The following is a 16248-nucleotide window of genomic DNA, read 5'->3' on the forward strand; positions in this document are numbered from 1 at the left end:
TTGCAGACCCCTCCTCTCGGGGGTAGAAGGAGACTAGCAATCGAACCTGTCACGAACCTGTCATTGCGTGGGGCCTACGACAGGAAATGACAGCCACGAATAAAAAGGTTTAGCGGAAACATGCGCGTGTTGATGGTCGAAGACACCGAAGATCTGGCGGAAACCGTCGTCACGCGCTTTGCCAAATCCGGTATTGCCTGTGATCATGCGCCGACATTGGGCGATGCGCAGGATTTCCTGCGTGTGCAGCGCTATGATGCAATGGTGCTTGACCTCAACCTGCCCGACGGGTCCGGTCAGTCGTTGCTGCGCAGCCTGCGTGGGCGCGGCGACCGCCTGCCCGTTCTGGTGTTGACCGCGCTTTATTCGGTGGATGACCGGGTGAATACGCTCGATCTCGGCGCCGATGACTATCTGGTCAAACCGTTTGATCAGCGCGAGCTGGAGGCCCGGCTTCGCGCCCTGATGCGCCGCGAGACCGAGCAGAAATCGGATGCGATCCGGTTTGGCCCGCTCCATTATTCCTCGGCGCAGATGAGTGGCACGCTGAATGGTCAGCGCCTTGCCCTCACACGGCGCGAGGCCACGCTTCTGGGTATATTCCTGCGCCATCCTGACCAGATCCTTGGGAAGGAGCGCCTCTATGACGGGCTCTTTACGCTGGAGGATGCCGATGTAGGGCTGAATGCGATCGAGCTTTACGTCGCGCGGCTGCGGCGCAAGCTGGCAGGCAGTGGCGTGGCGATCGCCACCGAACGCGGTATCGGCTACCGGATCACGCTGGATGGATAGGCCGCTCCACCGCTCCACTGGCTCGCTGCAGGGGCGTATTTTACGGGCGGTGATGTCGCTCATGCTTCTGGGTATGGTGCTCGTGGCCGCGACCGTCTGGATCAACGGCCGACAGGCGGCATGGGACAGTTATGACCGTCTCTTGCTCGGCGCCGCCAATGACATCGCGGAATCGATCTTTATCCAGAATGGACACCCCGTCGTCGATCTGCCGGTGTCAGCCTTCGAGCTGCTGGCGCAGGCGCGCGACGACCGGATCGCTTATGCCGTGCGCGGGCCGCATCACCAGCTGATCACCGGCTATGCCGATACGCCTTTTGCTGCGGATACGCGGCCTAACCGCAACGGAGAGCAGCTTTTCGATGCGCCTATGCAGGGCGAGCCGGCGCGCTATGTCGAGATCACCCGCCTCTTTGCCGAGCGGAATTTCTCGGGGGCTGTGCATATCTCCGTGGGACAGACCCTGCGCGCGCGCAAGGACATGACGCTGCATCTGGTCACCGATGCGCTCTGGCCTGCGGCGATTGCGGGGGTGCTGCTGCTGGTCTCGGCCTATGTCATCATCCATGTCGCGCTGCGTCCCGTGGAGAAGATCGCCGCTGATCTGGCCACCCGCGACCCCTATGACCTGACGCCTGTGCCCACAGAGAATGTCCCCGCCGAGATCGAGGTGATGCTGGCAGGCGTCAACCGTTTCATGGCGCGTCTCGAGCGACAACTCGAAATGATGCGCAACCTGATCTCCGATAGCGCCCATCAGCTGCGCACGCCCGTCGCCGCGATCCGTGCGCAGGCCGAGGCCATCCATGAGACCACCGATCCCGAGCTGCGCCAGCGCCAGATCGAGCGGCTCACACGGCGCACGCGCTCTCTGGGGCGGCTCCTCGACCAGCTACTGTCACGCGCCATGGTCACCCATCGCACCGACAGCATCCCCCGCGCACCGCTCGATCTACGGGATGTGGCGCTCGAGGTGCTGGAACACCATGACCACCGGCCCGAGCTGGATCTGCGCTTCGAGATCGGCCCCGACCCTGTCGTGGTGGCCGCCGATGCCTTCTCTTTGGAACAGGCGCTTGGTAATCTGGTGTCGAACGCGCTGACCCATGGCAAGGCGCCGGTGACCATCGGCACCGCATTGGAGGGCTCCCTCGCCTGCCTGTGGGTCGCCGATGCCGGACCGGGACCGGCAGAGGATCTGACCGACAGGCTGGGCCAGCGCTTTGCCCGTTCGCATGGCTCGGCCGAGGGCGGCTCGGGTATCGGGCTGTCGATCGTCTATGCGGTGGCCCATGCGTTCGGGGGCGGTATCCGGACCGAGCAGAGCGATCATGGCTTCCGCATCAGCCTTGTGCTGCCCGCAGCAAACCTGCACACCACCTCCTCCGAAAGCACCCCGCAATGACCCGTCTGGTGATCCTGCTCGTTTGGCTCTGTGCCGGTATGGCCCATGCCGAACCCGAGCTGCGCGGCACGATCGGGCATGGCCCGCAGCCCCTGCTGTTCCGCTCCAATACCGATCTTTCGATCATGGGGCCGGCAATCGAGGCTTTCACCGAAGCCAATCCGGATGTGACGGTGCAGTATGAGCAGTGGACGGCCAATGGCCTCTACGAGGCCGCCAGTGCCGCCTGCCGTGACGGGCGTCAGGGCGGCGATGTGGTGTTTTCATCGGCGGTCCAGCAGATGGTCGAGCTGGTCAATGGCGGATGCGCGCAGCCGCACCAGTCAGAGGCCACCCGCGCCCTGCCCGCCGCGCGGCGCTGGCGCGACGAGTTGTGGGGGTTGACCGAAGAGCCCTCGGTCATTGTCTATAACAAGCGGTTGATCCGCCCCGCGCAGGCACCGCGCGACCGGTTCCAGTTGCTGGATATGATGCGCCGCGAGGATGATCGCTGGTCGGGCCGCTTTGCGACCTATGATATCGAGCAGTCAGGTCTGGGCTATCTCTTCGCCTATAGCGACAGCCTCGAAGCCACCACGTTCGGGGCGCTCCTTGAGGGTTTTGCCCGCAGCAACGCGGTGGTCACCTGCTGCTCGGCGCAGATCATCGACGATGTGTCCTCGGGCAAATTCGCGCTGGCCTATAACATGCTCGGCTCCTATGTCATGAACCATCCCCGCCCGGATGTGGCGATGGTGCTGCCCGAGGATTACACGCTCTTCCTCTCGCGTGCCTATATGATCCCCAAACGTGCGCGCCATCCCGAAACGGCCAAACGGCTACTGGATTTCCTGCTCTCGGCAGACGGGCAGGAGGCGATCCGCGCCGCCGGTCTGATCTTCCCCGACGATCCGCAGGAAAACGGCCTTTTGCCAAGCGCGCGGCGCTTCATCGGCCTGTCACCGGCGCTGCTGGTGGCGCTTGACCACCATACACGGCGGCGGTTCTCCGATGTCTGGTCGGAAACCTTCACGCGCATCCCTGCGCCGTGATGCACAAAAGGCCGCACCCCCCACGATTGCACCCGCCCGAAAAGCTGACATAACAAACAAAACCTTTCCGACCCGAGATTTTCCATGCCTCTTTCTGCCCGAGCTGTATCCCGTCTGGACCGAGCCACCGGCCTTCTGGCGATCCTGATGATCGGCGGTCTCATCATCGGTCAGGTCGGCGAGAAATTCCTTCCCGTTCTCGGAGGCGTGACATGGATTGCGGCGGGCGCGGCCATCATGCTGGCAATCCTGCGTATCGGTGCGGTGCAGCGCATGGCGCAGATCTTTGCGGTCCTGTCGGTCGCGATAGCCATCGCTATCGCCATTATTGTGCCCGAGGCTTTGCCGCGCATGGAAGGCGCGCTGTTTCAGGGCACAGCCTTCTCGGCGTTCCTGACCTCGCTCGGGCTGATCTGCGGGCCGGTGAGGGCCTCGAAACTGGTCGAACGCGCTGCAGCCCGGCTCTTTGCGGCCTCGGCCAGCAGGCGGGCCAGCGCCGTAACCTTCGGAGCACAGGGGCTTTCGGTGCTGTTCAATATCGGCACCATCGGCATGATGTCCGATATCGCCGAGAACCACGCCACCCATGCCAGGGCTCAGGGCCGCACACCGATCAACACCCGTGTGATGACGCTGAGCGCCCTGCGTGGCACCATCCTTGCCACCATATGGAACCCGATCGGGGTCGGATTTGCCATCGTTACCACCGCCATTCCGGGGCTCGATCCGGCCGCCTTCCTGATGCTGGCTGTCGTCTCGGCGCTGGTCATCACGCTTGGCAGCCTGTTCGTGCTGCGCAGCGAAACGGCGCGCGATCATACGCCGGATCCCGATCTCGCGCAGGATATGAAAGGCGGGCGCGCGCTGGTCCTTATCCTGTCGGTGGTGCTGGGGCTCATTGTGGTAACGCTGGCGCTCCATCGGCTTCTGGAGATCAGCTTCCTCGTGGCGGCCTGTATGGTGCTGCCTGTCCTGTCTTGGGGCTGGCCCTTTGTGGAGCCCGGGATCCGGGCCGCCCTCAAAGGGGCCGACCGGTTAAGCGGATTGGGCAAGGCCTCGGCCTCCATGGCCAACGAGGCCACGATCTTTCTGGCCGCCGCCGTGATTGGCGCTGGCATCTCGGTCGCCTTCAACAGTCTGGGTTGGGGTGCGGCACTGGGCGGGGCGGCGCTACCGGCCATCGCGCTGATCCTGGGCTGCCTCTATCTGGTGCCTCTCGCGGCCAGCCTCATGATCCCGCATTCCATCGTGGTGGTCATGATCGCCCAGCTTCTCGGGCCGGGCCCTGTGGGGGCGGAGCATCCATTGGCGCTGGGTCTGGGGCTGTGCCTTGCCTGGGCGATGGCGATCTCGGCCTCGCCCATCTCGGCCATGTCGATCATCACCGGCCGCCAGCTGGGCGTCACCCCTGCCCGTGTGACCTTCGATCTCAACCGGCGCTTCACGCTTTTCGGGCTCGCGGCCTCGACCGTGCTTCTGGTGCTGACCTATCTCTTCTTGTGAAAAAGGGCGCCAATGGCGCCCTTTGCATCACTCCGCGGCCTCTGCCGCCTTCTGTTCGGCGTCGAGCTTTTCGGCCCGCTCCTCGACCAGTTCAACGATATGGTCGATCATCTGCTCATTGGACATCTTATGGCTCTGTTTGCCCGCCATATAGATCATGCCCGAGCCTGCGCCGCCGCCCGTGAAACCCAGATCGGTCATCAGTGCCTCGCCCGGACCGTTCACTACGCAGCCGATGATCGAGAGCGACATGGGCTGCTTGATATGCTCGAGCCGTTTTTCCAGCTCTTCCACCGTCTTGATGACGTTGAAGCCCTGACGGGCGCAGGACGGGCAGGAGATGATCTGCACGCCACGGGTGCGCAGGCCGAGCGATTTCAGGATCTCGAAACCGACTTTCACCTCTTCGACCGGATCGGCCGAAAGGCTCACGCGCAGCGTATCACCAATGCCCATCCACAGGAGATTGCCCAGACCGATGGCCGATTTCACCGTGCCCGCGGTCAGGCCACCGGCCTCGGTGATCCCCAGATGGATCGGCGCATCGGTGACCTCGGCCAGCGCCTGATAGGCTGCGGCTGACAGGAAGACATCGGATGCCTTGCAGGAAATCTTGAACTCGTGGAAGTCGTTATCCTGAAGGAGCTTGATGTGGTCGAGGCCCGACTCGACCATCGCATCGGGGCAAGGCTCGCCATATTTCTCCAGAAGATGTTTCTCGAGCGAGCCCGCATTCACCCCGATCCGGATCGAGCAGCCATAATCCTTGGCGGCCTTCACCACCTCTTTCACGCGGCTCGCATCGCCGATATTGCCCGGATTGATCCGCAGGCAGGCGGCGCCGGCCTCGGCGGCCTCGATGGCGCGTTTATAGTGGAAATGGATATCGGCCACGATCGGCACGGGGCTCTCACGGCAGATCTCGCGCAGCGCCTGCGTAGAGGCCTGATCGGGAGTCGAGACCCGCACGATATCGGCACCCACATCCGCGGCACGGATGATCTGGTCCAGCGTGGCCTTTACATCTGTGGTGTCCGTATTGGTCATCGTCTGCACCGAAATCGGCGCATCCCCGCCAACCGGCACATTGCCGACCATGATCTGACGGGATTTGCGGCGTTCGACGCTGCGCCACGGACGAACCGGGTTCAGGGACATTGGGGACTCCTTCGGACATGTCGGGGGCAAAGTAGTTCAGCCGCCGCCCGAGGGCAACGGCTGTCAATCAGGATTGATCTCACAACAGTTCCAGGACGCGGACACTTATTCCGTCTTGGGGGTCGGATCGGCAATGGCCTGACCCGCATCCGCAACCGCGAACATGCTGGTGAGCGCACTGTCCTTTTGCGGATCGGCCACGGCAAAACGCTGCGAGAGCGCATCGGCGCTGAGGGTAATATTCTTGGTCACGGCCCCACGCGCGCCCACGGGACCATGCGCGACGCCGTTGACGGCAAAATAGATCGCGCCGGATTCACCCGTGCGCAGGGTCGGCGGCTCGGCCAGTTTGGGCAGGGTGTAACGCTCGCCCGCATTCATGACCTTTTCCAGAAGAACCGATCCGTCCGCCGCACGCACCCGTACCCAAGACGGGCGCACGGCGAGAATCTCGACATCGGCCGCATTCGCTGCCGTCACCTGAACGCCTTCGCTACCGTCGGCCGCCGCAGGTGCGGGAACAGCCTGACCCTGCCCCATCGCCTGCGCGATGGCCTGATTGATGGCGGACTGCGCATCCGGCTTCTGCGTCGCCATATCAGCTGCGGCGGTTTGGGTCTGGCCTGCCAGAACGCCGGTCTTGTTAGGATCAATGGAGGCAATCGGACCGTCGCGCGCGATCAGCACGGGCGTATCCAGCGTGGCGGGACGGAAGAGACGGTCCAGACTGTCATCCGCCGTTGTATCCTGAGCGCTTTCCACCGGATCGGCAGAGCCCCCCTCGACCGAGGACAACGGGTCGAGCTGTGCTACGACCGAGGGCTGCTGGTCCACGGGCGTCAGATTGACACGTTGGACCTCCTGCAGCACCGACCAGCCCCCATAGCCGATCCCGCCTGCCAGAACCGCCAGCACCAGAAGCGAGCCGATAGCACGCGGTTCGATCCGCGACCAGAGACTATCTGTTTTGGGGAGAAAAACGGGATTGGGGCTGCCCAGACCATTGACCGGCTTGTTGCCTGCACTAGCTGAGACTTTATGGGGTTGTCCGTGCTGGGCCATCCCATGTGTCGGAACGAAGCCGGACTCGAAGCAGAAACGCTCGAAAGCCCAATCGGGATCAAGGTTAAGATAACGCGCATAGGAGCGCACATAGCCTGACACGAAAGACGGCGCGTCGAAGGCGGACAGGTCACAACTCTCGATGCCGGCAATGTAAGCGGCCCTGATGCGCAACTCCCGTTGCACATCCAGAAGCGACTTAGATAACGTGGCGCGCTCGCCCCGCATCAGATCGCCAAGACGCAGGTCGTAATCCTCGAAGCCTTTCGGCTGGACGTCGTCCTGCATCGAAGGAGGTGTCCTTCGACCGATCATTGCTTCACTGCCCCTATCGCACTCAAAGTTGTCCGATTCGGTTTTTCCGAACTGGTTATTGCAAAGTTATCACATGCTAGAGAGGTTTACACCGGTAGTTATGGGTTAACCTGCCATTTCGGCACGATTTAGCTCACAACGCGCCCAGAGCTTATCGAGCGCCCGCACCAGCCCGTCGATCTCCTTGAGGGAGTGCACGGGGGAGGGTGTGAACCGCAGCCGCTCGGTGCCGCGCGGAACCGTCGGGTAGTTGATCGGCTGCACATAGACGCCGAACTCTTCGAGCAGCATGTCCGACAGAGCCTTGCAATGTTTGGGATTTCCGACGTGGACCGGCACGATATGGCTGCCACGGTCGATGAAGGGGAGCCCCATCGCCTTCAGGCGGGTCTTCAGGATGCGGGCATGTTCCTGCTGCTTGTCGCGCAGTGCCTGACCCTCGGCGGTTTTGAGGAACGCGATCGAGGCCGCAGCGCCTGCTGCCACAACCGGTGGCAGAGAGGTCGTGAAGATGAAGCCCGGCGCGTAGGAGCGGATTGCATCCACCATTTTCGCCGACGCCGCGACATAGCCACCGAACACCCCGAACGCCTTGCCCAGCGTGCCATTGAACATGTCGATACGGGTCTCGCCGATGGCTTCGGCATAGCCTGCCCCACGCGGGCCATACATACCCACGGCATGGACCTCGTCGAGATAGGTCAGGGCGTTGAATTCCTTCGCCAGATCACAGATCTCCTTGATCGGACCGAAATCCCCATCCATCGAATAGACCGACTCGAAGGCGATCAGCTTGGGAGTTGCCGGATCATCGGCCTGCAGCAGCTCACGCAGATGGGCCAGATCGTTGTGGCGGAAGATGCGCTTGGCGCCGCCACCACGACGGATCCCCTCGATCATCGAGGCATGGTTCAGCTCGTCGGAATAGATGATCAGACCGGGGAAGATATTGCGCAGGGTCGAGAGTGTGCCGTCATTGGCGGTGTAGGCCGAGGAGAAAACGAGCGCGGCCTCGGTCCGGTGCAGATCGGCCAGTTCGGCCTCGAGGCGCTTGTGGTAAACGGTTGTGCCCGAGATATTGCGCGTTCCGCCCGAACCGGCGCCGGTGGCATCGAGCGCCTCATGCATCGCAGCCAGAACAACCGGATGTTGCCCCATGCCCAGATAGTCATTGCCGCACCAGATGGTGATATCCTTCTTGGTCCCATCCTCTTTGGTCCAGACGGCCTTCGGATAGGCGCCCTTCTCACGCTCCAGGTCGATAAAAACGCGATAACGGCCTTCCTCGTGAAGCCGGTTGATCGCCGTATCCAAAGCCTGATCGTAATTCATGGGTTCTGTCCTTGCATCCGTTCGCTGGGTCAGCACTAGGCCTCTTTACCACACCTCACATTGACAAAGGTCAAATTACAGATGCGTGTTTGACTTGCTTGCCACTTAAATACGCATTTCCGGAACAAATTCAAATGCGCGCTTGGTCGCAGCCCATGCAGCGGGGGCAACCCCGCCATGACCATAGCGGACCGGCTTTCCTCGGCGCCTGTCTGGACAGTCCCCGCCAGATTGCTAGGGTCTGGCGCAAACAAGGAGTGAACTATGTCAGTGGATGCCGTCCTCAACCGGGTCGATACCGATCTCGATAATGCCATGAACCGTCTGATGGAGCTGTTGCGTATCCAGTCGATCTCGACCGATCCCGCCTATACGCCCGAGGTCACCAAGGCCGCAGAATGGTTAAAGAAAGACCTTGAATCCATTGGTTTTAAAACAGAAGTGCGCCCGACCCCCGGTCATCCGATGGTGGTGGCCCGCAATGAGGGCCAAGGGCCGCATCTGCTGTTTTACGGCCATTACGATGTGCAGCCCGTCGATCCGCTGAATCTGTGGAACACCCCCCCCTTCGAGCCGCAGATCGAGGACACGCCCAAGGGTAAGGTGATCCGTGGCCGTGGGGCTTCCGATGACAAGGGTCAGCTGATGACCTTCATCGAGGCCTGCCGCGCCTATAAGGACGAGACGGGCTCGCTGCCGTTCAACATCACGATCTTCTTCGAGGGCGAGGAAGAATCAGGCTCGCCCTCGCTCGTACCCTTCATGAAAGAGAACGCCGCCGAACTGACCGCCGATCTGGCGCTGATCTGCGATACCGGCATGGTCTCGCCGGGCGTGCCCACCATCGCGGGCAGCTTGCGCGGCATGCTGAAAGAGGAATTCACCCTCAAGGGCCCGCGCATCGACCTGCATTCGGGCTTCTATGGCGGCCCCGCGCTGAACCCGTTGCGCGAGATCTCGAAACTCATCGCCTCGCTGCATGACGAGACCGGCCGCGTGGCGGTCGAGGGCTTCTACGAAGGCGTGCCCGAAGTTCCGGCCGAGCAGCTCGAGATGTGGAAGAATTGCGGCTTCGACGAGGCGGCCTATCTGGGCGGTGTCGGCCTAACCAAGGCGCATGGCGAAGAGGGTTATTCGACGCTCGAGCAGCAATGGTCGCGTCCGACCGTCGAGATCAACGGTCTGTGGGGCGGCTATCAGGGCACGGGCTCCAAGACTGTGATCCCCGCCGAGGCGCATGTGAAGATCACTTGCCGTCTGGTAGGCGATATGGACCCCGCCGATGTGCGCACCAAGCTGCGCAAACATCTCGAGGCCCGCGTCCCACAGGATGCCGAGATCCACTGGGATACGAGCCTTGATGGCGCAAAGGCCGCCTTCATGGATACCTCCCGCCCCGAATTCGAGAAAGCGCGCCTTGCGCTGACCGACGAATGGGATCGCGAGGCGGTGATCACCGGTATGGGGGGCTCGATCCCGATTGCGGGCTATTTCAAGGAGATTCTCGGTATGGATGCGATGCTGATCGGCTTTGCCAACGAGGATGACGCGATCCATAGCCCCAACGAGAAATATGACGTGAAGAGCTTCCATAAAGGCATCCGGTCCTGGGTGCGGATCCTGGACCGTCTGCAAGGCTGATGATCGAAGTTTCGGGGCCGGTCACGGCCCCGAAACCAAGCCCGAACCCTAGATAACCTTGCGCTGCAGGGCTTTTTCCGCGAGTGGGCAATCCCGAAACGCATCAAGGATCTTGCGCTCGCGTTTTTTGCAGCGACGGAACTCCGAAATGATCGTCTGCAGGAATCCCCGGGCATCGGGAGCCTCGATCCCGTAAACGAGCGAATCGTCATCTTCGATATCGAAAACCGCCAGAACGGTAGGGCGCGTGCCTTTTGCAACCAGCTGCCAGCAACCGCGCTTGCGGAACATCCAGTCAGCGGGAAGCGTAAAATCGACTTTACCTGCATGGGTATTTTCCGCCATCACCCGATAGATTTCTTGGGTAATGGTCTCGGAAAGGCGGATCTGTTCGGCCACAGACTGGATGACCTTCCGGCAGACCGGCTCCTCCGCATAGATGGAAATATCACCGAGCGGATCGAGCGGGATCCGGGCCAATAATCCGATGTCGCCTTCATTGGATCGCAACAGCCACTCATTTGTGCGAGATGCGGACCAGCCCTTCGGAAATGCCATTCCACGAACCGAAGAAATAATAAGCGGGGTGCCACCCGCGCTTTGCCCAACATTGATAACTGACATTAACTATACCTTTGAACAATTTACTGATTCATGCCCCAAATTGACCCGGTGGAAGGCCTTATGGATCTTGGCTCATACATATTTGCATTATGCGAAATTTGTAAAAGAACTGGAAATCAACGCGGTAACGACAAAGAATTGCATGATTTGACCAAGGCCGAATACCGCAAAGTTACCTGATTATCGCTCACCGCTTGGCCCTAGCCCGGCTTTAGGCTACAGCACGACCAGCTATAACGGAGTGCCTCCAATGACGATCTATGTCGATGCCGATGCCTGTCCGGTCAAGGCGGAGGTCGAGCGTGTCGGCAGCCGCCACAGCGTATCTATGAAGATCGTCTCGAACGGCGGCATCCGGCCCTCGCAGAACCCGCTGATCGAGACGATCGTCGTGGATGCCGGTCCCGATGTGGCCGATATGTGGATTGCCGAGCGCGCGGGCCGCGGTGATGTCGTGATTACCAACGATATCCCGCTGGCAGCCAAATGCGTAGCGGCGGGCGCACAGGTGCTGCGCCATGACGGCGAGGCGCTCACCGAGAACAATGTGGGTCAGGCGCTCGCCATGCGCGATCTGATGACCGACATGCGCGCCGCCGACCCGTTCCTGCAGGGCCGCAACAAGGGCTTCACCAAAGCCGATCGTTCGCGGTTTCTCGATGCGCTTGAGCGCGCTCTGCGCAAGGCCGGACGCTGACCGGTCACATATGTGACATCCGGTGCGGGCACTCTATCTAGACCCATTCAACCCGACAGGAGCCACCATGTTTTCCTGGTTCGAACGCCGCATCGACCCCTATCCTTCCGAGCAGCCTATGATGCCGCCCAAAGGCTTCTGGGCTTTCATGCGCCATTACAGCCGCGGGGTAACCGGCTGGTTGATCCTCTTGGCGATCAGCTCGGGGGCGATCGCGCTGGTCGAGGTCTCGCTCTATAGCTGGCTGGGCGATCTGGTGAACCGCTTGTCCGACACACCCCGCGAAAGCTTCTGGGCCGAGAACTGGGGCCGGATCGCGCTGATGGGGTTGGGGCTCGTGATCGTGTTGCCCGGGCTCAATCTCTTCGGTGGGCTCCTGATGCACCAGACGCTTCTGGGCAATTTCCCGCAGCGGGTGCGCTGGCTGGCTTACCGTTATCTGCTGCGGCAATCGGTGGGCTATTTTCAGGACGAATTCGCGGGCCGCATCGCGCAGAGGCTGATGCAGACGGCGCTGGCCGTGCGCGAGGTGGCGATGAAGCTCATGGACGTGGGCAGCTATGTGGTGATCTATTTTATCGGCGCACTGGCGCTGGCGGCCTCTCAGGACTGGCGGCTAGCTCTGCCCTTCGTGCTCTGGGCGCTGGGATACGGGCTGATGCTGGGCCGGATCGTGCCGCGGCTCGGGCGCGTGGCACAGGAACAGGCCGATGCGCGTTCCGCCATGACGGGGCGCATCGTAGATAGCTACACCAATATCGCCACCGTCAAACTTTTCTCGCATTCCGACCGCGAGGAGGCGTGGATGCGCTCAGGCATGGACGCGTTTCTGGGCACCGTCTACCGGCAGATGCGGCTCTCGCAGATCCAGGATATCACGCTGAGCCTGCTGAATGTCTGGCTCGTGGCGGCTGTCACGGGGATCGGGCTCTGGCTCTGGACCACGGGCGAGCTGGCCGTGGGCGCCGTGGCCATTGCCGTGCCGCTGGCTTTGCGGCTCAACAATATGGCGCATTGGATCATGTGGGAATTTGCGGCGCTCTTCGAGAATATCGGCACGGTGCGGGACGGGATCTCGAGCCTTTCGCTGCCGCGTGCTGTGCAGGATGCGCCCGATGCGAAACCGCTGGAGGTGACCGCAGGCGCCGTGCGCTTCGATCATGTCACCTTCCGCTATGGCCAAGACGAGGCACAGCGCCCGCTGGCCGTGCTCGATGATCTTGATCTGACGATCCGCGCGGGCGAGAAAGTCGGGCTGGTCGGACGCTCGGGGGCGGGAAAATCCACGCTTATCAACCTTCTTCTGCGCTTCCACGACATTCCCGAAGGCAGGATCACCATCGACGGGCAGGATGTGGCGCAGGTCGGTCAGGAAAGCCTGCGCGCCGCAATCGGGGTGGTAACCCAGGATAGCGCGCTTCTGCACCGCTCTGTGCGCGACAATATCACCTATGGCCGCCCTGACGCGAGTGACGACCAGATCGCCCATGCCCTGCGTATGGCCGAAGCCGACAGTTTCGTGCCGCAACTCTCGGATGCGCAGGGCCGCCACGGGCTCGACGCCCATGTGGGCGAGCGCGGCGTCAAACTCTCGGGCGGTCAGCGCCAGCGGATCGCCATCGCGCGTGTGGCGCTGAAGGATGCCCCGATCCTCATCCTCGACGAGGCCACAAGTGCCCTCGATAGCGAGGTCGAAGCGGCAATCCAGTCGCGGCTCGAGGTGCTGATGGAAGGCAAGACGGTGATCGCCATCGCCCACAGGCTATCCACCATCGCAGCGATGGACCGGCTGGTGGTGATGGATCAGGGCCGTATCGTCGAACAGGGCAGCCATGCCGAGTTGCTGGATGCGGGCGGGATCTATGCCCGTCTCTGGGCGCGGCAATCGGGCGGGTTTCTGGCAGGCGACGACCAGACCTGATGCCAAGCGGCCCTGCCGTGGCGGACATCCCGCCACGGGTCCGGCTCCGATCAGCCGCCGATCACCAGCGCATCCGAGGGGTGCAGCGCAAGACTTACCTGACTGCCTACTTCCGGCGGCGCGGCACGGGTGTTGTTGAACAGGTCTACCGCCAGCGTCTCGCCGCCCAGATCGACCTTCAGGCGGATGACGGAGCCCAGAAAATCGACATCGAGGATAGTGCCGCCCAGCTGTGCCTCGCCCGCGTCAAAATCCGCCATTCCCAGCCGGAGCATCTCCGGACGCAGACCGAGCGTGATCTCCGGCCCCGTGACCTCACGGTAGATCCACAGATCATTGGCCCCGATCCGCACATGGCCCGCAGCCCCGTCGATCACCTGTGCCTGTAGCGTGGTGAGCGTGCCCACGAAGCCTGCCACAAAGCGGGTCGCGGGGGTGTTGTAGATCTCGAACGGCGTGCCGATCTGGTCGGCGATGCCCTGATGCATGACCACGATCCGGTCCGACATCGACAGCGCCTCCTCCTGATCATGGGTCACGAATATGGTGGTGATCCCCAGCTCTTTCTGGATCATGCGGATCTCGTTACGCAAACTGACCCGCACCTTGGCATCAAGCGCCGAAAGGGGTTCGTCGAGCAACAAGACCTGCGGCTTGGGCGCAAGTGCACGCGCCAGTGCCACCCGCTGCTGCTGCCCGCCCGAGAGCTGGTAGGGATAGCGTGCGCCCATCTCCGGCAGGCCGATCAGCTTCAGCATTTCGGCCACACGCGGCGCGATCTCGCGTGCAGGCGTGCCCTGAACCTTCAGACCAAAGCCCACATTCTGGGCCACCGTCAGGTTGGGAAACAGCGCATAGGCCTGAAACACCATGCCGATATTACGCTGGTTGGGCTTGAGCGAAGACACCTCGCGCCCATCGATGGTGATGGACCCTGCAGACGGGCGTTCGAACCCCGCCACCATGCGCAACACGGTGGTCTTGCCACAGCCCGAAGGACCGAGGAGCGAGATGAACTCGCCTTTCTCGATATCGAGATTGAAGTCCTTCACGACGCGGGTCGCGCCGAAGCTTTTCTCCAGATGGGAAATCGTCAGGAAACTCATCGACCCGCCTTGGTATGTTTGGTGAAACGTGTGACCAGCTGGATCAGCCCCATGCAGGCCCAAGTGATGACAAAGGCGATGGTCGCCAATGCGAAGGGCTCATAGGCTTTGTTGGCGCCCATGAGTTGCAGATATGGTCCGAAGGCCGGACGGTTGAGAAGTGCCGCCATCGTGAACTCGCCCATGACAATGGCGAAGGTCACAAACGAGCCCGAGAGCACCGCCACCAGCACATTGGGCAGGATGATCTGTCCGATGATACGCACCCAGCCCGCGCCAAGCGATTGCGCGGCCTCGGTGAGCGTGGCCACATCGATGCTGCGCAGCCCCGTATCGACCGCACGATACATATAGGGCAGCGACAGCGTGGCATAGCCCATCACCAGAAGGAAATTGGTGCCCAAAGTGGTGCCGGTCAGCGGCAGCCAGCTTGATGTATTGTAAAGCCGGATGTAGCCGAACACGGTCACGATCGCCGGAATAACCAGCGGCATCAGTGTGATGAACTCGATCAGCGGGCGCAGTCGCGGCAGTTTGAGTTGCACCCAGAAGGCCGTGGGCACCACCAGCAGGATGCCGAAGAGGATCGTCAGAAGCGCCATCAGCACCGAATAGCTGAAAGTCTGGCGGAATTGCGGGTCCGAGAGCACCGCCGTATAGGCATCGAAACTATAGACGCCGCGGCGCATCGAAAGCGAGAATTCGACCATCCCCCAGAGCGGCAACACGAAATAGAGGATGCCGAGGATCATGATGGCCCACGAGGCTGCCTTGGTCATTTCAGCCACCTCTCCGAGCGCATCCTGAGCAGGATATAGATCACATTGGCGAGCCCCGTCACGAGGATCATCCCGAAGGCCATTGCATAGCCCAAGTGAGGGTCGCCCAGCACATCACCGCGGATCTGCGCGAAAAGCATGATCGGCACGATATTGAGCGAGGAGCCGGTGAGCGCGATGGCGGTGGCCACGGCGCCGAACGCATTGGCAAAGAGAAGCGCGAAAGTGCCAAGGATCGTCGGGAAGAGGATCGGCAGCGCGACGATGCGCCAGTATTGCGCGCCACTCGCGCCAAGGCAGGAGGCCGCCTCGCGCCATTCGCGCTTGAGACCATCGAGTGCGGGCGTGATGATCAGGATCATGAGCGGGATCTGGAAGAAGAGATAGGTGATCGTCAGACCCCAGAAGCTGAGGATATTGAACCCCATGGCCCGCAGGTTGATGCCGAATTCATGGCGCAGGAACATGGTCACAAGGCCAAGCGGCCCGAGGGTTGCCAGAAAGGCGAAGGCCAGCGGCACACCGGCAAAGTTCGAGGCAACCCCCGAGAATGTCAGAAGCGGCGAGCGGATCGCTTTGGGCAGGCCGCCCAGCACCATCCCCGCCGCCATCAGGAAGCCCACCAAACAGCCGATGGCCGAGGAGGCCAGCGAGATCTTGATCGAGATCCAGTAAGAGCTGAGGATCGTGGGCGTGAACAGCCCCGCAAGATTGGCAAGCGTGAAGCTGCCATCGGGGCGCTGGAAGGCCCCCACCACGATCTTCATCGTGGGCAGAACCAGAAACAGCACGATAAAGGCAATGAAGGGCAAGAGCCCAAGCCATGTCAGACTGATCCGGCGTTTGACGGGAGGGAGGTCGGCCACAGGGTTTCCGCTTCGA

14 protein-coding genes are annotated in these 16248 nt (G+C 61.8%); 7 read left to right on the forward strand and 7 right to left on the reverse strand.

Translation table 11 applies throughout. The features are described from left to right. Positions 1 to 120 precede the first annotated feature (120 nt). The 4 genes from ABEB22_RS14870 to ABEB22_RS14885 all read left to right on the forward strand — a co-directional run bounded on the left by ABEB22_RS14870 (position 121) and on the right by ABEB22_RS14885 (position 4731). Positions 121 to 792 (forward strand): response regulator transcription factor, encoded by a 672-nt coding sequence (locus ABEB22_RS14870; RefSeq protein ID WP_339115030.1) that lies wholly within the window; start codon positions 121 to 123, stop codon positions 790 to 792. After that, complete coding sequence (locus ABEB22_RS14875; RefSeq protein WP_339115031.1) at positions 785 to 2197, forward strand: sensor histidine kinase N-terminal domain-containing protein; 1413 nt, start codon at positions 785 to 787, stop codon at positions 2195 to 2197. Before ABEB22_RS14870 ends, ABEB22_RS14875 begins: the two co-directional genes overlap by 8 nt. Then, positions 2194 to 3228, forward strand: coding sequence for an ABC transporter substrate-binding protein (locus ABEB22_RS14880; RefSeq protein ID WP_349295738.1), 1035 nt, complete (start codon positions 2194 to 2196; stop codon positions 3226 to 3228). The genes ABEB22_RS14875 and ABEB22_RS14880 overlap by 4 nt, the downstream gene beginning before the upstream one ends. Positions 3229 to 3312: 84 nt before the next feature. Next, positions 3313 to 4731 (forward strand): hypothetical protein, encoded by a 1419-nt coding sequence (locus ABEB22_RS14885; protein WP_349295739.1) that lies wholly within the window; start codon positions 3313 to 3315, stop codon positions 4729 to 4731. Positions 4732 to 4758: 27 nt separating this feature from the next. On the opposite strand, the gene ispG is transcribed toward ABEB22_RS14885, so the two are convergent. From ispG to hemA, 3 genes are all read right to left on the reverse strand, one after another. Further along, positions 4759 to 5889, reverse strand: a complete 1131-nt coding sequence (gene ispG / locus ABEB22_RS14890; RefSeq protein ID WP_339115034.1) for a flavodoxin-dependent (E)-4-hydroxy-3-methylbut-2-enyl-diphosphate synthase — start codon at positions 5887 to 5889, stop codon at positions 4759 to 4761. 105 nt (positions 5890 to 5994) lie between these two features. Continuing rightward, positions 5995 to 7266, reverse strand: coding sequence for a helix-turn-helix domain-containing protein (locus ABEB22_RS14895; protein WP_406871191.1), 1272 nt, complete (start codon positions 7264 to 7266; stop codon positions 5995 to 5997). 105 nt (positions 7267 to 7371) lie between these two features. Further along, the gene (hemA, locus tag ABEB22_RS14900; RefSeq protein WP_339115036.1) at positions 7372 to 8598 is read right to left on the reverse strand and encodes a 5-aminolevulinate synthase; all 1227 of its coding nucleotides are present in this window, start codon (positions 8596 to 8598) and stop codon (positions 7372 to 7374) included. 264 nt (positions 8599 to 8862) lie between these two features. Between hemA and ABEB22_RS14905 the strand changes: the two genes are divergently transcribed. Then, positions 8863 to 10239 (forward strand): dipeptidase, encoded by a 1377-nt coding sequence (locus ABEB22_RS14905; RefSeq protein ID WP_349295740.1) that lies wholly within the window; start codon positions 8863 to 8865, stop codon positions 10237 to 10239. 48 nt (positions 10240 to 10287) lie between these two features. Here the strand turns inward: ABEB22_RS14905 and ABEB22_RS14910 are convergent, their stop codons facing one another. After that, entirely contained in the window at positions 10288 to 10797 is a 510-nt protein-coding gene (locus ABEB22_RS14910) for a hypothetical protein (RefSeq protein ID WP_339115038.1), read from the reverse strand. Positions 10798 to 11113: 316 nt separating this feature from the next. Between ABEB22_RS14910 and ABEB22_RS14915 the strand changes: the two genes are divergently transcribed. Both ABEB22_RS14915 and ABEB22_RS14920 read left to right on the forward strand, forming a co-directional pair. After that, entirely contained in the window at positions 11114 to 11560 is a 447-nt protein-coding gene (locus tag ABEB22_RS14915) for a YaiI/YqxD family protein (RefSeq protein ID WP_349295742.1), read from the forward strand. Positions 11561 to 11627: 67 nt separating this feature from the next. After that, positions 11628 to 13481: an ABC transporter ATP-binding protein gene (locus tag ABEB22_RS14920; RefSeq protein WP_349295743.1), complete on the forward strand. Its 1854-nt coding sequence runs from the start codon at positions 11628 to 11630 to the stop codon at positions 13479 to 13481. Positions 13482 to 13531: 50 nt separating this feature from the next. On the opposite strand, the gene ABEB22_RS14925 is transcribed toward ABEB22_RS14920, so the two are convergent. Genes ABEB22_RS14925 through ABEB22_RS14935 form a run of 3 tightly spaced genes read right to left on the reverse strand, consistent with a single transcriptional unit; the run spans position 13532 to position 16232 of the window. After that, positions 13532 to 14587 (reverse strand): ABC transporter ATP-binding protein, encoded by a 1056-nt coding sequence (locus ABEB22_RS14925; RefSeq protein WP_349295744.1) that lies wholly within the window; start codon positions 14585 to 14587, stop codon positions 13532 to 13534. Continuing rightward, positions 14584 to 15366 (reverse strand): ABC transporter permease, encoded by a 783-nt coding sequence (locus tag ABEB22_RS14930; protein WP_339115042.1) that lies wholly within the window; start codon positions 15364 to 15366, stop codon positions 14584 to 14586. Before ABEB22_RS14930 ends, ABEB22_RS14925 begins: the two co-directional genes overlap by 4 nt. After that, positions 15363 to 16232, reverse strand: a complete 870-nt coding sequence (locus tag ABEB22_RS14935) for an ABC transporter permease subunit (RefSeq protein ID WP_349295745.1) — start codon at positions 16230 to 16232, stop codon at positions 15363 to 15365. The genes ABEB22_RS14930 and ABEB22_RS14935 overlap by 4 nt, the downstream gene beginning before the upstream one ends. Positions 16233 to 16248 lie beyond the last annotated feature (16 nt).

The sequence above is a fragment of the Thioclava sp. 'Guangxiensis' genome (genome assembly GCF_045348365.1).
GTDB lineage: Bacteria > Pseudomonadota > Alphaproteobacteria > Rhodobacterales > Rhodobacteraceae > Thioclava > Thioclava kandeliae.

What these genes read in the sequence shown, in the direction of transcription:
- ABEB22_RS14870 (WP_339115030.1), top strand. Translation starts at nt 121, where the DNA reads ATGCGCGTGTTGATGGTCGAAGACACCGAAGATCTGGCGGAAACCGTC.
- ABEB22_RS14875 (WP_339115031.1), top strand. Translation starts at nt 785, where the DNA reads ATGGATAGGCCGCTCCACCGCTCCACTGGCTCGCTGCAGGGGCGTATT.
- ABEB22_RS14880 (WP_349295738.1), top strand. Translation starts at nt 2,194, where the DNA reads ATGACCCGTCTGGTGATCCTGCTCGTTTGGCTCTGTGCCGGTATGGCC.
- ABEB22_RS14885 (WP_349295739.1), top strand. Translation starts at nt 3,313, where the DNA reads ATGCCTCTTTCTGCCCGAGCTGTATCCCGTCTGGACCGAGCCACCGGC.
- ispG (WP_339115034.1), bottom strand. Translation starts at nt 5,889, where the DNA reads ATGTCCCTGAACCCGGTTCGTCCGTGGCGCAGCGTCGAACGCCGCAAA.
- ABEB22_RS14895 (WP_406871191.1), bottom strand. Translation starts at nt 7,266, where the DNA reads ATGATCGGTCGAAGGACACCTCCTTCGATGCAGGACGACGTCCAGCCG.
- hemA (WP_339115036.1), bottom strand. Translation starts at nt 8,598, where the DNA reads ATGAATTACGATCAGGCTTTGGATACGGCGATCAACCGGCTTCACGAG.
- ABEB22_RS14905 (WP_349295740.1), top strand. Translation starts at nt 8,863, where the DNA reads ATGTCAGTGGATGCCGTCCTCAACCGGGTCGATACCGATCTCGATAAT.
- ABEB22_RS14910 (WP_339115038.1), bottom strand. Translation starts at nt 10,797, where the DNA reads ATGGCATTTCCGAAGGGCTGGTCCGCATCTCGCACAAATGAGTGGCTG.
- ABEB22_RS14915 (WP_349295742.1), top strand. Translation starts at nt 11,114, where the DNA reads ATGACGATCTATGTCGATGCCGATGCCTGTCCGGTCAAGGCGGAGGTC.
- ABEB22_RS14920 (WP_349295743.1), top strand. Translation starts at nt 11,628, where the DNA reads ATGTTTTCCTGGTTCGAACGCCGCATCGACCCCTATCCTTCCGAGCAG.
- ABEB22_RS14925 (WP_349295744.1), bottom strand. Translation starts at nt 14,587, where the DNA reads ATGAGTTTCCTGACGATTTCCCATCTGGAGAAAAGCTTCGGCGCGACC.
- ABEB22_RS14930 (WP_339115042.1), bottom strand. Translation starts at nt 15,366, where the DNA reads ATGACCAAGGCAGCCTCGTGGGCCATCATGATCCTCGGCATCCTCTAT.